The sequence below is a fragment of the Emticicia sp. TH156 genome, assembly GCF_002855535.1.
Taxonomy (GTDB): Bacteria; Bacteroidota; Bacteroidia; order Cytophagales; family Spirosomataceae; genus Emticicia; species Emticicia fluvialis.
Genome location: NZ_PKRS01000007.1, coordinates 325299 through 343365, shown reverse-complemented (window position 1 = coordinate 343365; position 18067 = coordinate 325299). Strand labels below are relative to the sequence as shown.

The following is an 18067-nucleotide window of genomic DNA, read 5'->3' as shown; positions in this document are numbered from 1 at the left end:
ATGATATGCTATCGGGCAGGCGGTGGGTTTTCCGACAAATATGTATTGATTCTTGCCGATATTTGTTTGACAATATGGTTGGCAAACGTAATTTTGCCGCAATTTACTGACAAACATACGATAAAAAAAATACTGTGAATACAATTAAGCCCGGTAAGCAAAGTTCTGTTTTGATTGTGGATGAAATGCACCCGAGTATCATGCCTATGCTTGATGGTATTGGCCTGGTACCAGATTACCAGCCCAAAATAAAACGGCAGGAGATAATTGCGTGTTTGGGTAATTATGTGGGCATGATAATCAGAAGTAAAACCTTTGTTGATGATGAACTACTGCAAAATGCAAATTCGCTGAAATTTATCGGCAGGGCAGGGGCGGGGCTTGATTTAATTGATGAAGAACTGGCAAGCCAAAAAGGCATTGTAGTATTTGCAGCTAATGAAGGCAACAAGGTTGCCGTTGCCGAACATGTGCTGGGTATGCTACTGGTTTTAATGAATAATCTCCTCATAGCAGACAGGCAGGTAAGAGAAGGCAGATGGCTGAGAGAGGAAAACAGAGGTTACGAGCTTTACAGAAAAACTGTAGGTATTATAGGATATGGCAACAATGGCTCAGAAACCGCCAGAAGGTTTGCCGCTTTTGGATGCAAAGTGCTGGTTTATGATAAATACAAATCGGGTTTTTCTGATGAATACGTAAAGGAGGCCGCAATGGAGGATATTTTTGAAGAGGCCGATATCCTTAGTTTGCACATACCATTAACTCGTGAAACGCACAAAATGGTAGATAATACCTTTTTAAGCAGTTTTGCTAAAAGTATCTATTTTGTAAATGCAGCCAGAGGAGAAATAGTAATGCTTGATGCCATTCTGGCGGGCCTTAAATCGGGGAAAATAAAAGGGGCCTGCCTCGATGTGCTTGAGAATGAAAAACTTCACCAGCTTTCAGAAGATTCTAAAGGAACTTTTGACCAGTTAATTAAGTCAGACAAAGTGATTTTTACACCCCATATAGCCGGTTGGACTCACGAATCTTACGTACGGATTAATGAGGTGTTGATACAAAAAATAAAAGAAATGATTAGATAACCATCTATACTGATGCGCTTACTGAAACAATTGCAAATATTGATTTTCTTTTGCGCGCATCAGTTTTTCTTCTTCATCTGTTTTATCCAAATACCCGCAAAGATGTAAAACCCCGTGTGCCAGTACACGTTTCAGTTCATGTTCAAAACTAGCCTGAAATGCCGTAGCATTGTCTTTTACGCGGTCAATACTAATAAATATGTCTCCTTCAATGCGTTCTTCTTCTTCCGAATTGTCAAAAGTGATAATATCCGTCAGAAAGTCATGATCAAGGTATTCAATATTAATTTTCAGCAGGTATTCGTCTGAGCAGAAAATGTAATTGATATCTCCGGCCTTAAAACCTTCCTCTTCAATAATACGCTTCAGCCAGTTTTTAATTTTAAGCTTTTGCTGCAACCTGAAATCAATATCTTCAACATGAAAATTAATCATACAACATCTGTCTTTATTTTTTCTAATTATTTTCTGATACTGTTTAGCAACTCTCTGGCTCCCTGAATGGCCAGCATTTTGCCCGATAGAATGTTTGTTTCAATCTCGCTCATCTTACTCTTTATAACCGGATTACCGAAAAACTCTTCTTCCAGGGTCTGTTTTATATAGGTATGTAGCCATTCAAGGTTTTGTTTTTGTCGGTTTTGCAGCCAGAAACCGTTCTGCTGCATTTGGTTTACATAGGCAATTACCGTGTTCCAGATTTCTTCAATACCTGTATTATTTAAAGCAGAGCAAGTAAGAACAGGAGTTTGCCACCCATTGCCTGCGGCGGGGTACAAATGTAGTGCCTGCAGGTATTCAAGCCTGGTATTATTAGAGGCCTGCATATTATCTCCATCGGCTTTTGTTATGGCTATGGCATCAGCCATTTCAATAATGCCACGTTTTATACCTTGTAGTTCATCGCCTGCTCCGGCCAGCATCAGTAGCAAAAAAAAGTCTACCATGCCTTTTACAACTGTTTCCGATTGCCCTACGCCAACGGTTTCAACTAATATTACCTCAAACTGAGCTGCTTCGCATAATAGAATTGTCTCGCGGGTTTTATTGGCTACCCCCCCAAGGCTGTTGCCAGCCGGCGATGGGCGTATATACGCCAGCGGGTCATGGGCCAGCTCTTCCATGCGGGTTTTGTCGCCCATTATACTGCCTTTTGTAATCTGGCTGGTGGGGTCTATGGCCAGTACGGCAATTTTTTTGTTCAGGGCGGTAATGGCTTTGCCAAAAACCTCAATAAAAGTGCTTTTTCCCACACCGGGCACACCGGTTACCCCCAGCCGTATAGATTTACCTGTATAGGGCAACAGTTGTTCCAGCAGTTGTTGTGCCAGAGCCCTGTCTTGTGGTAACTGACTTTCAATAAGCGTAATAGCACGGCTAAGTATCATCCTGTTGCCGGATAACACTCCCTCTTTATACGTTTGAATGGAAAGCCTCTTTTGCATTGTATATAATTGTGTGCCAAAGATAAGCGCGTTTTGTTTCGTAAATGAAAAACAGTGTAGGCTTATTTTGTTGGCTTATCAGCTTTTTTTTAACCGGGAATTTTTCAAGTTTCCGACAAATCTACTAACTTGCGGTCGAAATTATAAAACACTTCACGAAAAATGAATTTTCCTTCAGATTTACGTTACACCCAGGAACACGAATGGATTAAGCTAGAAAGTGGCAATGTTGCTGTGGTTGGTATTACTTATTTTGCACAAAGCGAATTAGGTGATATAGTTTTTGTTGAGATAGAAACCCAGGGACAGGAACTGGAGGCTAACGCCATCTTCGGCACAGTTGAGGCGGTAAAAACGGTTTCTGACTTATTTTTGCCGGTGTCCGGAAAAATAATTGAGGTAAATTCAGCGCTGGCCAATAATCCTGAATTGTTAAACTCTGACCCTTACGGTGAAGGATGGCTGATTAAAGTGGAGGTAACTAATGTTGCTGAGATAGACTCTTTGTTAGATGCTGAGGCTTACCAAAAAATTATCTAAGCAAAAGATTATGACATTCGAATCGAAGATATTTTAAACAGAGATGCCCTGCTAAGGGCATTTTTTTTGAATTTTTATAGGAAAATGAAAACTTTGCTAAAATCTGTAAAGATTATAGACGCCAAATCTGACTACAACGGACAGGTAAAAGATATTCTGATTGTGGACGGTAAAATCAGCAGGATTGCTGACCTAATAGACGAAAAAACAGATAAACGGATTGAAGGCGAGAACCTTCATGTATCTACTGGCTGGATAGACCTGCGTGTATCACCGAAAGACCCCGGATACGAATCGAAAGAAGATTTAAGCTCTTTATGCCGGGCTGCTGCAGCAGGTGGATTTACGACTCTTGTTACCCTGCCTAATACAAAGCCTGTTGTTCAAACCAAAGAATCTATTGCTTATTATAAAAGTTTTTCTAAAACCCAGGTGGTAGACATACTACCTGCCGCAGCCGTAACAAAAAATTGTGAAGGAAAAGACTTTACAGAAATGCTTGACCTTCATCATGCCGGTGCCGTTGCTTTTACAGATGGCGACCACCCTCTTTGGAATGCCGACATCCTGCTTAAAACACTTCAGTATTTATATCCTATAGATGGTTTATTGATGAATAGACCAGAAGAGACCACGCTGGCTATGTTTGGCCAGATGCATGAAGGCATAGAAAGTACTTTGCTGGGTATGAAAGGTATTCCGTCAACGGCAGAGGAGCTGATGATTATGCGCGACTTGAAATTACTTGAATATGCTTACAGCCAGATAAGTGAGAAAAAAGAAAACCCTGCATTGCATTTTTCAACTATTTCAACCGCCAGGGCAGTAGAATTAATAAGAGAGGCCAAAGCCAAAGGCTTGCCTGTCAGCTGCGATATTGCCGCGCATCAAATTGTATTTAAAGATGCTGATTTGAAAGAGTTTGATACGAATCTGAAAGTAAATCCGCCTTTCAGAACCGTTGCTGATATAAAGGCACTAGTAGCCGGCCTGGCCGATGGCACGATTGATGCGATTGTGTCTGACCACAACCCCCAGGATGAAGAGTCTAAAAACCTGGAATTTGATATGGCAGATTTCGGAATCATAGGGCTTGAAACCACTTTTGCGGTAGCCAATACCTACGGGCAGTTATCGATTGAGAAACTGATTAGCAAGTTAACCACTAATCCGGCAGGTTTATTGCGTTTAACATCTAACACCATAACAGAAGAGTCTCCTGCCAATTTAACTGTGTTTAACCCTGATTTAGAATGGATTTTCACTGAAAAAGATATCCGCTCAAAATCTAAAAATACACCATTTGTGGGGCACACTTTTAAAGGCAAGGTAGTTGCGGTAGTGAATAAGAACCTGGTAGCCTGAGCGCTGCTTTTGAAAAAGATATTATGCTAAAGAACAGAATTATCAGACACTCGCTGCTTTATGGAAGCATGGCCGCTGCCATTTGTATATTGGTGGCGCTTATTCAGTTTTATGGTATTCATAAAAGTCCGTTCGGGCGTTACAAGCTACCTGCCTTTGGTATAAACGTTCTTTTTATTCTGATTGCCATCTGGACCTACCGGGCCACTAACCGTGGCGTTTTAACCTTTACCGAAGGCTTTTCGGTGGGGTTTCTTACCAATTTGTTTGCTGCTTTTATTACTGCCACATCGTACTTCGTTTTTTTGCAATTGGCAGGTAATGAGGCCATTATGCTTTGGGTAAATGAAAACATACAGGCCATTGAAAAAATCAGAGACAGTCATATCAAGAACTTTGGCTTGCAGGAATACACCCAACTGTTAGAACAAGCTAAACAGGTGCCGTCTGCAGGGTATGTTTTTCTGGACGAAATAGGCAAAAAACAGATTTGTATTATTGCAGTAACAATTATTTCTTTGATTTTCAGACGACATACCTTCAATATTTCGTAAATTTTAATAACTTTAGTTTATATTAGAATTTAAAATAGAATCAACAATTATGGAACAACCCTCAACTGCGCGTGTAGCTCTTAAGTGGGGCATTATTATTGCCGTAATTACAGGTATTTACTCAGTGGTAAGCTATACAACCGGTTTGTTTAAAAGCGGTTTTTCTAACGCTGCGATTTATCTTTTTCTTTTAATAGGTATTATTCTTGCAATCCGGGAGTTCAGAGCCTTGAATGAGAATTTTATTAATTTTGGTGAGTCGCTTGGCGTTGGTACACTGGTTAGTGCCGTTGCCGGAGTAATTTCTTCTGTATTTACGTACGTCTACATTATTTTTATTGATACAACCATCATGGGTCAAATGCAAGACCTGCAACGTGAAAATTGGGAGGCCCAGGGCTTAACTGAAGAACAGATTAATCAGGCTATTGAAATATCTGCTCCTTTTACAACACCAGGTTTTATATTTCTTATCGGGCTTTTAGTTTATATGCTAATTGGTTTTGTGTTTTCGTTAATCATATCAGCTATAATGAAGAAAGATAAACCGGAAATGAATTTTTAATACATGCTAAACATATTCAGAAAAGAGCTCAGTAGTTTTCTTAATTCGCTGGTCGCCTACATAGTTATCGGGGTTTTTCTGGTTCTGGCGGGCTTGTTTACCTGGGTTTTTGAGGGCAATGTGCTAGACTACGGCTTTGCCGACATGACAACCTTTTTTCAGTTGGCACCCTACATTTTTATTTTCCTGATTCCGGCCATTACTATGCGTCTTTTTTCGGAAGAATTGAAATCAGGTACCATTGAGCTTTTGTTTACCAAACCACTGACCGACTGGCAAATTATTCTCGGTAAGTTTCTGGCCTCATTTGTTTTAGTAATAATAGCGCTTTTACCAACATTGCTTTATTATTATTCGTTGTCGGTTCTGGGTAACCCCAAGGCAAATATTGATACTTCTTCGGTAATCGGCTCATATATAGGCTTGTTTTATCTGGGTGCTGTATTTGCATCTATCGGGCTGTTTACGTCTTCGCTTACCGATAACCAGGTGGTTGCCTTCATTTTGGGTTCGGTTGGTTGTTTTATTCTTTATGATGGTGTTCATCAGCTGGCCCAGCTATTCAATGGGGTTACGCAATATTCAATAGATTACCTCGGCCTCAGCTTTCATTATGAATCAATCAGCCGTGGCCTGGTAGACTCCCGCACGCTAGTCTATTTTACAAGTGTTATTGTTTTAATGCTCTACTTTACTAAAATTCAGGTTTCAGGTAAAAAAAGCTGAAATTAATTAAAATCTACGTATGCAATTACCTATATATCAGGTTGATGCCTTTACTGATAAATTATTTGGCGGGAATCCTGCGGCAGTAGTGCCTCTGAATGAATGGTTGCCTGAAGAGCTTATGCAAAACATTGCACTTGAAAACAATCTTTCAGAAACTGCTTTTTTTGTACCAACTGATAACGGTTATCATATCCGTTGGTTTACGCCTGTTGCAGAGGTTGCCCTGTGTGGCCATGCTACCCTGGCTACTGCCTGCGTTTTATTTAAAAGGCTAAACTATAGTGCAGATGTTATCTTGTTTGAGTCAAAAAGCGGAGTGTTAAAAGTAACAAATACAGGCGATTTATTGGAACTTGATTTTCCTGTACAGCCAATTGCTCCTGCTTCTGCCCCCGACTTACTAGTAGATGGCATTGGCCCAATACCTATGGAAATCTACCGTGCAGCAGATGACTACGTACTGGTATACGCCGCACAAAATGATATTGAAAACCTTCAGCCTGATTTCGGTATCCTGAAAAATGTAAAAGCCAGAGGCATCATCGTTACGGCGCCGGCTGCCTCTGAAGAACTGGATTTTGTTTGCAGATTCTTTGGCCCCGCCGTAGGTGTTAACGAAGACCCCGTAACAGGTTCTGCCTTTACAAAACTGGTGCCTTATTGGGCAAAGAGAACCGGTAAACTTGCATTTAAGGCAGAGCAGGTTTCAGCAAGGAGGGGAAAAGTTCTTTGTAAAATACATGAAAACAGGGTATTAATTGCAGGCTCAGCCAGAATTTATCTGGAAGGCACTATAACCGTTTAATCTCATTTTCAAACATTTATGTCAAAAGACTTGACACCCCCTATCTTGATTTAGTACATTTGCGACCTAAAAAACTGAAGGCCAGGGAATATTCCTTTACCTTTTTTTCTTCATGCAGGTAAAATTTATCCCCAAACATGAAGAAATTCAACAAAAATTTTCCGTTCTCAACGGAATCGGGGATTCTATAAAATGAAACTTTCAGAATTTAAATTTGATTTGCCTCATAGTCTGGTGGCCATGTATCCTCCTGAACAACGCGATGGAGCGAGAATGATGGTTGTAAACAGAAAAACAAAAAAGATAGAACACAAAATGTTTAAGGATATTGTTGATTACTTTGGTGAAAAAGACACCCTGGTAGTTAATGATACCAAAGTTTTTCCGGCTCGTTTATATGGTTCAAAAGAAAAAACCGGCGCTAAAATTGAAGTTTTTTTATTGCGTGAGCTGAACAGAGAAATGCGTTTGTGGGATGTGCTGGTTGACCCCGCAAGAAAAATCAGAGTAGGTAATAAATTATATTTTGGAGATAGCGACCTGGTGGCAGAGGTAATAGATAATACTACTTCACGCGGGCGCACTATCCGTTTTCTTTTTGACGGCTCGCATGAGGAAATGATGAAAACCATTCACGAACTGGGTGAAACGCCGTTGCCTATTGATATCATCAAAAGAAAAGTTACTGACCAGGACCGCGAAAGATACCAGACCATATTTGCAGATAAAGAAGGTGCAGTAGCGGCTCCAACTGCCGGAATGCACTTTACAAGAAACGTGCAACGCCGCATGGAAATAAACGGGGTTAATTTCTGCCCGGTTACGCTTCATATCGGTATAGGTACGTTCCGTCAGGTTGATGTTGAGGATTTAACCAAACATAAAACCGATTCAGAGAATTTCTTTATTCCGGATAATACCTGCCAGATTGTGAACGATTCAATAGATAAAGAAGGTAAAATTTGCGCTATTGGTACTACCGTACTGAAAGCGCTTGAATCTTCTGTGTCTGCCAGTAATCATCTGAAACCAGTAGATAACGGTTGGACGGATAAATTCATTTTCCCTCCGTACGACTTCAAGATTACCAATTCACTGCTTACCAACTTTCATTTGCCTGAGTCTATTCTTATTATGATGGCTTGTGCTTTTGGTGGCTACGAATTAATTATGCAAGCCTACCATGAAGCCATCAAAGAAAAGTATAAGTTCTTTACTTATGGCGATGTGATGTTGATTCTTTAACACAGGAATTTATAAAATAAACTATATATTGAACCGGGAAATGGAGAGCGCTTTCATTTCCCGGTTTGTTTATTACCTAAAACACATTCTGATGGAAAAGCAAAAATTTGCAGTTTTAGTAGCAGGTGGCAGTGGTTCGCGAATGGGTAGCGATATACCCAAGCAGTTTCTGCCCTTATCTGGTAAACCTATTCTGCTGCATACTATTGAAAAGTTTCTACAAGTAGAGGGTATCCGGATTATACTGGTTTTGCCAGAGAAAGATATTGAATTCTGGGGCGAAATTATTTCTTATGAAGATTTCGCCAATCCTCATTTAGATTCGCTGCAAGTAGTTATTGGTGGTAAAAGCCGTTTTCAGTCTGTAAAAAACGGCTTAGCATTTGTGCCTGATGATGCCCTGGTTGCCATACATGATGGCGTAAGGCCATTGATTGATATCCAGACCATCAAGCAATCTTTTGATTTAGCAGCAGAAAGTGGAAGTGCGGTTACGAGCGTACCGCTGAAAGACTCTATACGGCAGATAGATGATAATGGCAAAAATCTGGCTGTTGAAAGAAGTAAATACCGCCTGATGCAGACACCACAGACCTTTCAGTCTGGTTTGATTAAAGCTGCCTATGCATTGAACGAACAGGATTCTTTTACCGATTGTGCCAGTGTTTGTGAAATGGCAGGCTACTCGGTGAACCTGATTGACGGAGCCTATGAAAATATTAAAATTACTACGCCGGAAGATATGATTGTGGCTGAAGCACTCTTGAGAAATTATTCAAGGCAGTCGTAGCTGAAAGTAGAAGTGTTTGATACTGTGCCTGGCGGGTTGTTTCTGATGATTCTTATTTTATCCGGATACCCCTTGTCGTTATAAGTCAGTTCTCTTTTGGATTGCAGGCCTTCAGTTTCTTTGAATGAATCTGACTGAAAAGTAAATACTTTTGAGGAAACTATGTTGTTATCGCCGAATGGAAGAAACGAATTGAGGGGGCGTACAAGCCAGTAAAATTTTATTTCTGGTATGCCCGAAAAGAAATTGCGTTTATTGTCGAAGGTATGTTCGGTTATGGTAGGTGGGGCAACCAGGTCAGACCTGAAAACCCTGTAGGGGTTGCCAAGATTATTGTATTCAATGCTTCTGTTTATACCCAGCTTATACCTGCTCAATACATTAATGGGTCTGTTTCTCAGGTCATATTCAACGTTTATTTCATCATCTGGGTCACCGTTGGTGGTCTGAACAATTTTAACTGCATTATCTCGGTCGTCATAAATTCCTTCAAATCTTTTTATATTTTTCAAATCTGCCTCATCTCTTACAGCTTTTACTCTGCCTTTTGAATCATACTCAAAAAATGCAATAACTTTATTGACTGTATCGTTACCGGCATTAAGGTCAAAGCTGAGAAGTTTTTCTATTCTACCGTCTTTTAAAGTAATGAAATCATAATGAATTGTTTGATTGATTGGGTTTTCTTGTACAAACTTTACTAACCTGCAGGTGTCCAGGTCTTCAACCTTACGGCAGGCAGATACAACCAATACCAGAAGAATAGTCAAAAGAAGAAGAAGTCTCATTTCAGAAGATTTTGGCCAATAACCATTCGGGTAATATTTTCATTAAAGTTGCTAATAAAACATACCTTTTGGTAACATAAACCACACTTTTTTTAGCTGCTATGGCATTTGCAATCTGTGCCGCTGCTGTTTCGGGCGTAGCCACCCAGAACATGCCTTTATTTTGTTTCGTCATGGGCGTATCCACAAAACCCGGCCTTACATCTGTAACCTGAATACGAAGGTTGTTTTTTGCCGAACGTAGCCGCAGGCCTTCCATATAGCTGGATACAAAGGCTTTAGAGGCATGGTACTCCGGCGCATAAGGGTTGCTACGCACAGCCGCAACTGATGACACCCCCACAATGTGCCCGCCACCTTTCTTTTTAAAATAATCGTAAGCCCATTGGGCAATGCCCACAAAGCCTCTTACGTTAGTGTCTATGGTTTTTATTTCTTCATCAAATGTAGCCTTACCAAAACCCACCCCGGCATTAATAATAATCTGGTCAAACCCACCATTGATATCGGCCAGCATTTGCATGATTTTTCTGGCGTTTATAAAATCTGCCATGTCCATTTCTGCTACATGCACCGGTTTATCAGGATAGGTATTCCTGATTTCTTCAAGCAAGGCTAAGCGGCGGCCGGTTAGGGTTACTTCATTGCCCTGCATAATCAGTTTTTCTGCCAAAGCACGACCTATGCCCGAAGTTGCGCCAATAATGATGGTTTTCATTGATGTATAATAAGAAACGGTTACAGTTTTGAAACGGTAACCCTAATGTATGAATAAACTTCCGGTTTTTACTGGTCTGATAAATTAAATCTGAGGTTGATACCGCCTGTAGTGGTTCTTCTCGGATACGAGAAGTTGGTAACAAACGGGGTATTATTGGTGTGGTCAACGTAGAAGTTCAGCAAAACGCGTTTATTTACCTGATAGGTAATTCTTGGCCCCCATTGCAGGTTATAGTTTCCTTGCGTGGGCTGAGGGTCTCCGTCCAAGCGGCGCTGAATCGCTTTTATGTCACGAATGGTGAATGCAAACTGGAAATTAAGGTCATTTTTTAGAGTAACAACTCTGCCATCCCGACCTCTCAAAGGTAGTTTTACTCCACTTTTTCTGAATCCAAGATTGAAGACCAGATCTGAACTGCTATACTCAGCCACCTGCGAATTGGAGAGGTTCAATACTGCTCTGCGCTCGCGGTTCCAGTCAAACCTACCTGATATTTTACTTTTGGTAGTAAACTGTACGCCGATGAAAGGCGCAAACTTTTCTTCTAATGAAATGGTGCTCATGATCAGTGCTGGCAAGTACAGATTTCGTGCGCCTACCATTACGTTTTCATTCACTATACTTGCCAGAGGGTAGCCTGCCAGTGCCCAGTCTATTTTTTGTGCATCATATAACAATGACGACGTAAAATTGCCTACGTTGTAGCTGGCAGTATAACTATGGCTGATAGCAATAGAACTGAAAACATTATTAAATGGCTCAAGATTTGCCAATCCGGTATAATCAATGCGCCAGTTTGGCATAGGCATTGTGAGCTTTTTATCTGAGAACGGGAACCTCTTCAGGTTTAGTGTTTTGGCATCTTTACCGCTGTAGGCAGCAATAAATGCCGGTATAAGCACATCCTGAGAGTTTTCTGCATAGGCGCCTGCTTCACCATTTCCGCTTTCTGCCTGCATGGTATTTAACCGGTTAATGATAATCTCGCGGTTGGTTTTCATGTTTTCAAAAACCTGATACCTGTAATTATTGCCCACTTCCATTTTTTCAAAGAAAGTATTAAATGCCCAGAAAGACATACCGAAGTTTCCGGTTCTGATAGGGCTTTTTCTTTCATATTGCTGGCTTGTTGCATTGAAAACGTAATATTCCTGATAGCTGTCTCCACGGCTGAAATTGCCACTTATCTGCATTCTGAAATCCTTGAATGGCTCAATGGTTGTCCGGTAGCTGAATCTGCGTTGCAGAGACTGTGTGTAGGGTTGAGTAATGAGGTCAGTTTTTGATAACCACCCTTTCTCATCGGCCTGATTAATAAAGGCCCGGTTACGGTACTGATTACCCAGTACAAATCCCATGCTCTCTGAGGTAAGGTATGAGCCGTCTAAACCAAAGAATTTGGGCTCAGGCATAAAGCCGGGAAGAATGGTTGTTTCAATAACGGAGTAGTCGTAGTCTATACCACGCACAGCCATCAGCAGGCGCGTAAACGACTTGGCTACATTGCTTGGCGCTACTTCCAGGTTTTCGTCATCACCCGGGGTGCGGGTAAATCTTTTTCTTTCCTGATTTGGCGAATTGGCAAAACGCAGGTATTTAACCTTGTTATAAAGTTTTACGAAATCTATTTTTCCTCTTATTCCGGTTTCTCTTCCGTTTCTGATTGTATTGCCAAATGCCTTTCCGTTAGCATCTGCCAGATTCAGCGCCATAGCCTGGTAATTAAAATTATTATTGTATTTAAAATCACCAGTTACCCAGTCCAGCAGAAAGAACTTATCAAGCGGTAGCCTGTAAGTAAAGCGCATCTCCTGATTAAAGTTTTTGGCTCGTCCGGGTTTTACAATATTGCTTAGCAATTTACTCTCATTGTCGCCGTAAGGTTCATCAATAACGGCGTTCATAGTGGCGGTGTAAGTAAAGAGGATGCTCCTTGACAAATTCCACTGTAAATCATACTGGCGGTTCAGCAGGAAATACTTCTCAAAATAAGGTACCACACCATTGGTGGTTAAGTCAGCGTTTCTGAGTTGGGTTCTGGCAAAACTTCGGTCAAAGTCTGTTCTGAAAGCCATTACCGTTGGCACCGGAGACAAGTTAAAGTCTTTCAGCCAATATAAAAACGGGCGTTCCATTTTTTTGTTGTTTTTGAAAGGCTCCCATTTTATCTCTTTTGGTTGATACTGATAAGTTAAGCCACCTCTGTTTTGGGTAAGGCTGTAATCATCAATCAAAATATTGCTTCGGTTTACATTGTTTTGCGCATAGGTAAATGAAAAGTTTTCAATATCATAGATATGGGCTTTGGCATCTTCTTTTGTTTTTACCTTTCTTACGTTCGAGAAATTGAAACCTTTACGGGTGCTGTTATCAATTACCATGCGCCTGTAGGCTTCTCTCCGCGCAGCGTCTGTAATGTTGTTCAGCGCGTTTTCAAGAGGCATGTCAGGGTCTAGCGGATTAAAATGAGGAGTAATGGTCTGTTTGTCGAAATTAACAAAAAACGGAATTCTAAGTCCCCACTTTTCAGGGAAAAACTTATCCATTTCAACATTTGAAGCAATACCTATTCCTTTTCCGGTTTCTCTGGCTCTTTCAGAGATGCGGTCCTGCACACCACCAAAGCCAAAGGTTTTTAGGTTTGCATTTACCGAAAGCGTGGCAATATCAGCCAGTTTAATATTGGCCGACATAATTGCGGCATCGCCGGATGTCTGGTCAAAGCCATAAGCCCGTAATTCGTTGGCCCAAATAGTATAGGTTTTCAATTGCTCGGTGCCGGTTGATGCGTTACGCAAACCAATCATTATGCTTAACACTGCGCTTAAATCAGGATTCCCCAAAACGGTAATTTTGTAAGTATTGCCATCTGTGCCGTTTTCACTGGTGCCGGTGGTTGTACCAGAGTAAGGTTTGTTGATATTAACAGCATTGCGGTTGCGTTCACCTTTCAGCGCTACCAGGTCTTGTAGGGCTACGTCAATAAAGTTTTCTGAAGGCCAGATTACATTTTCGTCAATAGAGCCATTCGGGGTTAGCTTTAGCTGAGGAATCTCGATTTCGTAATAGTGCTGCGACAAATCCGTTCCGATTCTGATAAACGCGCCGCCCACTTTATTCTGGTCGTTGGCTTCATTCTCTGCATGAATAAACATTCTTAATCTCTTATAATTAAGCATGTCTACACGGGTATTGCGGAACACCCCTCTGGAATCGCCATTGCGCAGGTCTGTTACAGCCAGAGACATCGATTGCTCGTTGAATTTTACATTAAACTGCTGTTGAGTAATATCCTGGTCGCGTATGAATCCCGGAGGAACCTTATAGGGTGTTTTCCCTTCTTTTATATTACAGTTTTGTCCGTCTTCGCCACAGCCGTTTTCTTCAATATTTACTACGCCCATTTTAAACTTTGCGTCGTATAGCTGCGGGGTTTCGGTCAGGCTTTTGTCATATACACGATACTGATTAGACTCTAGCTGAAGGGACGCAAAACGAAGCACCACCGGTTGCTCAAAGTCGGTGAGCATCATACGCATAAAGCGGATTGATTTAAAACCGTTAATGTCGCCAACTTTATTGGTAAATTGCTTAACAGGTACCCGGAAAAGGTACCATTTGGCTTCTGATCCATTTGGAGCGTTTACGCTTACCTGGTCAACAATATAGCTGTTCCCTACGCTTAATCTGCCGGGTGTAAGATTAATTTCGTATTCGTAGTAGTTTTCAATGTCATTGATTGTGTTGTCGCCGTTGATATCTTCTTTGTCTGGCGTTACAGAGTTGGCCAGCGTTGGGCTGGTGGCCGAATTGGTATTGCTTGGCGGCGAATTGTTTTCAATACCCAGATAGTTTTTAAATCGCTCTATTAAAGACTGGCTGGCTGTAAATTCAGGGTCGGTAAAGAACTTGAAGTCATCTGCCGACGGGTCTTTTTCTATTTTTTCTCTGGCCGTTGGGCTTAATTTATCCAGAAATGTTTTGATATGGTCAAAAGTTCTTTCCTGGGCATTGCTTAATCCATCCAGACCCACATCCTGTTTTTCGCGCGAACCAGGCTGGTTGTCGAAGGCATCGGTCATAAACTGCACATTTGGGGCAAAACCCCATTTGGTTTGAACAGGCCTGGATGAGTTGCTTACTGATTCGTTGGCCGGGAAACCGTTTTCAAAGCTGTTTCGCCCGTCTGGTATTAAATCTTCTGAGATGTCGCCCAGATGAAATTTCAGTTTCCCTCCGGTTGTGTTTATCTTGTTTCCGTTAGGAGAGCCGTCTTTAACAATATCCTTGAATGGATCCAGCATCCAGAAGGTAAGGTATTCTGTATTGGCGTTGTCAAAATCATTATCAGCGGTTATACCCCGCATCACTGAACCAAAGTTCTGCTTCGGGTTGTTCAGATAACCATCGGTAGTCAGATTCGGATTATAGTTATACATGCCTCTTTCTGCCGGAAAATAAGAAACATCAAGCAGGTTTACAGGTACCGACTGGCTAAAGGTAGGTATTGACCGCCCCGGGAAAATCTCAAGCGGATTATAAGCTTTTTCGTACAGATTTTGGCTGGCTGCCTCCTGCACCTGAGGGGGTAGGGTACCTTGTGCTGCAAAACCGTTATCAATATAGGTAGTCTGGTCTATTGTGTAGACCGAAATTTTTGCTCTTTTATAGTTATACTCATAGCCTGAGTGGCTTCCCTGAAAACTCTCCGGTACGGTGCCGGGTCTCCAACGGGTAGGCTGGCGGGTAAGGTCATTGATGTTTCTGGTAGCCTCAAAATCATCAATCATGGCATTGCCATTGGTTCTTTTATTATTAACAGCCGGAAACAACTTGGCATACTCGGCCGCAAACTGAATAGCCGACATTTCCTTGGTCTGAATCAGCGGCAGGGCATCCAGCCATCTGGTCAGAAACCGGGCATCTTTTCTATAATTGATATCAAGCCCGACTATGGTGTTATTAACCGGCTCTTGCCCAATGGCGGTACGGGTCATAAATGCCGGGGTACTTTCGCGGAGGGTCATGGCTGTGGCGCCTATTCTGATGTCTTTGCTAAGGTTGAAGTCAAGCCTGGTACCCACCATCATTCTGATTTGCGTGTTGAACATATCCGGCCTCTCATAGTCAATTTTAATCTGGCGCGACGAGTTAAGTACGCTTTGATTCAGAAATCTGATTCGGCCCAATTGCGGTTCAATCAAGTAGTCAATGCCATCCTGCAATTGTATACCACCTGCAAAAATCCGAACAGATTGCGGTGAAGCGCCCAGTGGGAGTGGCACCTCTGCCGAATTACTTGCCTGCAGGCTACCGCGGATAAAAAACTTATTTTTGGTGGTTACCTGCTGTGCATCGGCAAGGGTGGTGCGGTATAATTCGCTAAATACGTATTTGTCTTTAAGTGCCTGTTCGCTTGCATCAAATTTGGCATCCAGTGTTGCACCGAATGGCTCAAGAACCGGAAAAATTAACCTGCCTGTTTTGGCATCAATGGTAACATCTTCAATGAAGTCGAAATTTCCATCTCCACCAGGCTGGGGGTCATTGTTAGGGTTAAGGTTGTCCATGTTCATTACCCTAACCAGCGGTACATCTTTCAGATTCCTTCCTTCCTGTAAATTGGGGTTGTCTATGCCTGTTTTGTCGTCTTTATAAATAATTCTAAGCTGAAAACCCAACTTACCAACACCGGGCACACCTAATGAGTAGATGTTTTTCATCATCAGGTCCCACATGGGGTCACTGGTGCGATTCCGTATGATAGACGACTTAATGAGTTTCAGCATAATGGCTTCATTCTCAGGCCGAATGGCGTAGTCTTCTGTCAGCTCACCCACTTTGTAGGTATTGCCATTGTAAGTGTATTCGTAGGCCACAGCAAGTATTTCATCATTACGTAGCGGTGTAACTAACGAAATATAGCCCAACTCGGCATTAAACTTGAAGTCACGTTCTGTCAGGCGTTTGGCGCCTCTTAAAACTTCATAATCAATGCCTTTTTTAAGGTTTAATGATGCCAGTGCGTCACCAGAGCCTGAATCATCTATTTTACGGAATACAGGATTATCAACCAGGCTGTTATATAGTGGGTTGCCCTGGTTTTTTACCGGCTCATAACTATTATTGCCAGACTTTGTATCACCCAGGCTTGTAAAACCAATCAGGTTTCGCATAGATTCAACCGTATTGGTGCGGTTGGTAACGTAAACTTCAATACGGGTAACTCTTACACCCGAAAGCACCAAAGGCAGGTTGCGCAAGGCTCGTTCATAATTGCTTCTGAAAAACTGCGCAAGGAAAAAGTGCCGGTTTTCTTCGTAGTTATCGGCTCTTATTTCAAAAGAGCGGTTTTGTGCACCGCCGTTCAGGATGATTGACTCTGTTTTTGAGCGTTGCTGAGCTACCACGGCCGTTACATCTAATTTGCCAAATGTAAAGGCTGTTTTCACCCCGAACAGGTTCTGAACCCCGGGTATCAACTGGCTTTTAACAGGCATGCTTATGTTGCCGGCTTCAACTTTCTGAATAATATCTTCCGGCCCGTTTTTAAAGTTCAGCTTTAGTTGATTTTCGAAGTTAAACGCCGCTTTGGTGTCCAGGTTGGTAAGCATACCCAGTTTTTCACCTATCTGGCCATTAAAGTTGATATTAATCTGCTCGTCGAAATTGAAGCGCGTTTGCCTGCGCTGAATGATTGGGAGCAGCGGATTATCAATAAACTGATGAATAACTTTAAAGTCGAGCGTTACGAAACCGTTTGGCTTTAGCTGCTCAATCATGCTGCTGCCGAAAATGCGGTCTACCAGGTTGCCTTTTTGCAGCAGAGGCCTGAGGCCACGGTCAGTGGTGGCGCTTTTACCGTCCTGCAGGTTTTCATATTCGCGAAGTAAACTTTTTCTAACATAAGCATTCTGCAGACTTGAATACTCATTGAACGATAGCGCCTGTGGTATCCTATAATCTAGGTTTTTTCCGGCTTTTTCAGAAATTGAAATTTCTTTTGAGTTGGGAGAGATACTAAAATCGTTACGGATATTGCCGGGGTCTTTCAGATAAAACGGCGATTGCGGCGCACTTTGCGAGTAACGGTTCAGGTATCTGTCCTGCCATCTGTAAGCCGGTTGGCGGCCAGTACGTACAATAACGGTATCTACCGCCGGGGCAGCAAGTGAGTCTGTCCGGGAATTATCAGTTTTTGTTGTGGTATTTCTTCTCCTGCCTCCTATTTGAGCCTCCGCATCTTCACTTATCAATCCAAAGCTGACAACAAAAAAATAAAAGAATATATAATTTTTTCCAAATGGCTGTCTGAGCATAAATTTTGGGGAGTATCAATAGGTATTTTGAATTTAACGACTAAAAACTTACCTGTAGTCTGTTATAAATCAGAAAAAATTGGGCGTTTGTTTATTCTTATTCACAGATG

The 18067-nt window shown here is 41.8% G+C and carries 14 protein-coding genes; 9 read left to right on the top strand and 5 right to left on the bottom strand.

What is annotated here, in order from left to right; genetic code table 11:
- The first annotated feature begins 134 nt into the window (after positions 1 to 134).
- Positions 135 to 1091 carry an NAD(P)-dependent oxidoreductase gene (locus C0V77_RS15145; protein WP_255408975.1) on the top strand — a complete coding sequence of 319 codons (957 nt, stop codon included), beginning with the start codon at positions 135 to 137 and terminating at the stop codon, positions 1089 to 1091.
- Positions 1092 to 1109: 18 nt separating this feature from the next.
- Here C0V77_RS15145 and ybeY read toward each other — a convergent pair whose 3' ends face one another.
- On the bottom strand, positions 1110 to 1526 hold the full coding sequence (gene ybeY / locus C0V77_RS15140; protein ID WP_101727181.1) for an rRNA maturation RNase YbeY: 417 nt from the start codon (positions 1524 to 1526) through the stop codon (positions 1110 to 1112).
- 26 nt (positions 1527 to 1552) lie between these two features.
- Positions 1553 to 2536 carry a methylmalonyl Co-A mutase-associated GTPase MeaB gene (gene meaB, locus C0V77_RS15135; RefSeq protein WP_101727180.1) on the bottom strand — a complete coding sequence of 328 codons (984 nt, stop codon included), beginning with the start codon at positions 2534 to 2536 and terminating at the stop codon, positions 1553 to 1555.
- A 162-nt stretch (positions 2537 to 2698) separates the two neighbouring features.
- Here meaB and gcvH point away from each other — a divergent pair, with 162 nt between their 5' ends.
- From gcvH to C0V77_RS15095, 8 genes are all read left to right on the top strand, one after another.
- A complete protein-coding gene (gene gcvH, locus C0V77_RS15130) occupies positions 2699 to 3076 on the top strand; it encodes a glycine cleavage system protein GcvH (RefSeq protein ID WP_101727179.1) in 378 nt (125 codons plus the stop codon).
- A gap of 84 nt (positions 3077 to 3160) precedes the next feature.
- The gene (locus C0V77_RS15125) at positions 3161 to 4441 is read left to right on the top strand and encodes a dihydroorotase family protein (RefSeq protein WP_101727178.1); all 1281 of its coding nucleotides are present in this window, start codon (positions 3161 to 3163) and stop codon (positions 4439 to 4441) included.
- Between the two features lie 23 nt (positions 4442 to 4464).
- A complete protein-coding gene (locus C0V77_RS15120) occupies positions 4465 to 4995 on the top strand; it encodes a DUF4199 domain-containing protein (protein WP_101727177.1) in 531 nt (176 codons plus the stop codon).
- 49 nt (positions 4996 to 5044) lie between these two features.
- Complete coding sequence (locus C0V77_RS15115; RefSeq protein WP_101727176.1) at positions 5045 to 5560, top strand: DUF4199 domain-containing protein; 516 nt, start codon at positions 5045 to 5047, stop codon at positions 5558 to 5560.
- 3 nt (positions 5561 to 5563) lie between these two features.
- A complete protein-coding gene (gldF, locus tag C0V77_RS15110) occupies positions 5564 to 6286 on the top strand; it encodes a gliding motility-associated ABC transporter permease subunit GldF (protein WP_101727175.1) in 723 nt (240 codons plus the stop codon).
- A 19-nt stretch (positions 6287 to 6305) separates the two neighbouring features.
- On the top strand, positions 6306 to 7094 hold the full coding sequence (locus C0V77_RS15105; RefSeq protein WP_101727174.1) for a PhzF family phenazine biosynthesis protein: 789 nt from the start codon (positions 6306 to 6308) through the stop codon (positions 7092 to 7094).
- Positions 7095 to 7286: 192 nt separating this feature from the next.
- Positions 7287 to 8339, top strand: coding sequence for a tRNA preQ1(34) S-adenosylmethionine ribosyltransferase-isomerase QueA (gene queA / locus C0V77_RS15100; protein WP_101727173.1), 1053 nt, complete (start codon positions 7287 to 7289; stop codon positions 8337 to 8339).
- A gap of 91 nt (positions 8340 to 8430) precedes the next feature.
- Complete coding sequence (locus C0V77_RS15095; protein ID WP_101727172.1) at positions 8431 to 9129, top strand: 2-C-methyl-D-erythritol 4-phosphate cytidylyltransferase; 699 nt, start codon at positions 8431 to 8433, stop codon at positions 9127 to 9129.
- Here the strand turns inward: C0V77_RS15095 and C0V77_RS15090 are convergent.
- The 3 genes from C0V77_RS15090 to sprA all read right to left on the bottom strand — a co-directional run bounded on the left by C0V77_RS15090 (position 9111) and on the right by sprA (position 17957).
- Positions 9111 to 9917 carry a hypothetical protein gene (locus C0V77_RS15090; protein ID WP_101727171.1) on the bottom strand — a complete coding sequence of 269 codons (807 nt, stop codon included), beginning with the start codon at positions 9915 to 9917 and terminating at the stop codon, positions 9111 to 9113. The two genes, C0V77_RS15095 and C0V77_RS15090, sit on opposite strands and share 19 nt — an antisense overlap.
- A gap of 1 nt (position 9918) precedes the next feature.
- On the bottom strand, positions 9919 to 10635 hold the full coding sequence (locus tag C0V77_RS15085; protein WP_101727170.1) for an SDR family NAD(P)-dependent oxidoreductase: 717 nt from the start codon (positions 10633 to 10635) through the stop codon (positions 9919 to 9921).
- Positions 10636 to 10703: 68 nt separating this feature from the next.
- Entirely contained in the window at positions 10704 to 17957 is a 7254-nt protein-coding gene (gene sprA, locus C0V77_RS15080; RefSeq protein WP_101727169.1) for a cell surface protein SprA, read from the bottom strand.
- Positions 17958 to 18067 lie beyond the last annotated feature (110 nt).